This is a genomic window from Romboutsia sp., assembly GCF_035470145.1.
GTDB lineage: Bacteria > Bacillota > Clostridia > Peptostreptococcales > Peptostreptococcaceae > Romboutsia_D.
Window position 1 is genome coordinate 1 of sequence record NZ_DATIRC010000388.1, and the last position, 1,859, is coordinate 1,859.

Sequence of the window (1,859 nt, forward strand, 5' to 3'; positions counted from 1 at the left end):
CCAAATGTTCATAGCAGAACTAGCAAATATCCCACCAAATAATATAACTACAACTAATATTGCTAAAGTATTAGATTTAATTTTCATAATGCTCAACCTCCTTAGATGAAGTAGTAAATTCAACTGTGTCACTTATTGGACAAGCTTCTTCAGATGTACATTTCATACAGCTAATACATTGATGGTTTCTAATTATATTAGACTCAGATATATTAATATTCATTGGACAAGCTCTATCACATGCTCCACAAGATATACAAGTTGATTTGTTTCTCTTTATCTTAAATATTCTAAAAAGATTGCTTATTCCCATAATAGCTCCAAATGGGCATAAATACTTACACCAAGGTCTTTCTATAATTAAGGATAAAATCAAAGTAACTCCAAGTATTATAAGTGAACCTATTGCAACTTCTCCACTCCAAAAGTTAAATAATGCATAATAAGGGTCTACATCTTGGAATATTAATTTTCCTGTATAACTAATTTCATATACCACTCTAGCTAATATAATATATCTAATAAATCTTAAATATTTATCATATTTAGTTGGTATGATATTGTTAAATTTTGTTTTAAATATCTTTTTACCAAGTTTCCCAAACCATTCTTGAATAGATCCTAATGGACATACCCATCCACAAATAATAGGTCCAAATAGTATAGCTAAAACAAATGCTATTGTCATAAGAATAATAGATGATGCATTAATTTTTTGAACAAAAGTTCCTGTAGTAATAAATTGATGTAGAGTTACAACTCCACCAAAAGGACATAATGCATGTAATGATGCTGATGATAATAAAGGTATTGCCTTTCCAGTTTCTATTAAGTTATGATTAATAGCTATTAGGCCTATTAATACAAAGAAAAATATTTGTATTGTATATCTTACTTTTATTTTTTTGTCAGACTTATTTTTCATAAAAATAAAACCTCCCTTTAGATTTTTACTGTTTTCTTAATCTAATAATAAAGGAGGTTTGTGACAAGTATGTGACAACCATGTGACAATTATATAAATTTCATATAACACCAAAATACTACTCTAGTATCTCTATTAATAGCTAACTATTCGTTCCCAAATACTGCCTATGATTTATATTTTCTCTTATTTATTTTTCATGGTATTTAATAATAAATTTATAGATATATAAGTTTCGTTTAATAGATCATAATCTCCATTATGAATGCACCAATCATAAAGTATGCCCCTTGAAAATCTAAGCAATTGATCTTTTATTTGAGTTGCTGTAAATTCTTTTATAATCTCATTATTATCTTGTCCACATTGTATAGTATTTTTTAGTATTTGACTTAATTTTCTTTCATCAGATATAAAAAATTCAGTACCTTCATAAAGCTGTGCTTTATATACTTGTTTAAGTATATCAACACCCTTTTTTTTTGCATAACTAACTTGATATAAAATTATTGATATTATTTTATCTATATAACATTCTTCATTAAGATTATTATTAATATAATTCTCAAGTAAAAAATCAAATTCTTTATATACTTCTATTATTATATCTTCTTTAGACTTAAAGTGATGATAAAATCCTCCTACAGATATACCAACCTCTTTACATATTTGACTTATCTTTACATTATCGTAACCATACTCTGAAATTAATTTCATTGAAGTCTCTAATATTTGTTTTTTAGTTTCTATAGCTTGGGCTTGTCTTTTAGTTAAATTACCTTCATTCATTTTAAAATCTCCTACTTTCACTTCTAATATAACAATTTAATTATACACAATATTTTATATTAGTAAAGTTTTATGAAAATGTTATCACATTTTAAATAAAAAATATTGACAATAAACTAACAACGAGTTATTATTTAATTGATAA

General features: G+C 25.3%; 2 protein-coding genes. Both read right to left on the bottom strand.

From position 1 onward, the window contains the following. Positions 1–76: 76 nt before the first annotated feature. A complete protein-coding gene (locus tag VLM92_RS15260) occupies positions 77–925 on the bottom strand; it encodes a 4Fe-4S binding protein (RefSeq protein WP_325277176.1) in 849 nt (282 codons plus the stop codon). A gap of 186 nt (positions 926–1,111) precedes the next feature. Further along, positions 1,112–1,714, bottom strand: a complete 603-nt coding sequence (locus VLM92_RS15265; RefSeq protein WP_325277177.1) for a TetR/AcrR family transcriptional regulator — start codon at positions 1,712–1,714, stop codon at positions 1,112–1,114. Positions 1,715–1,859: the final 145 nt, after the last annotated feature.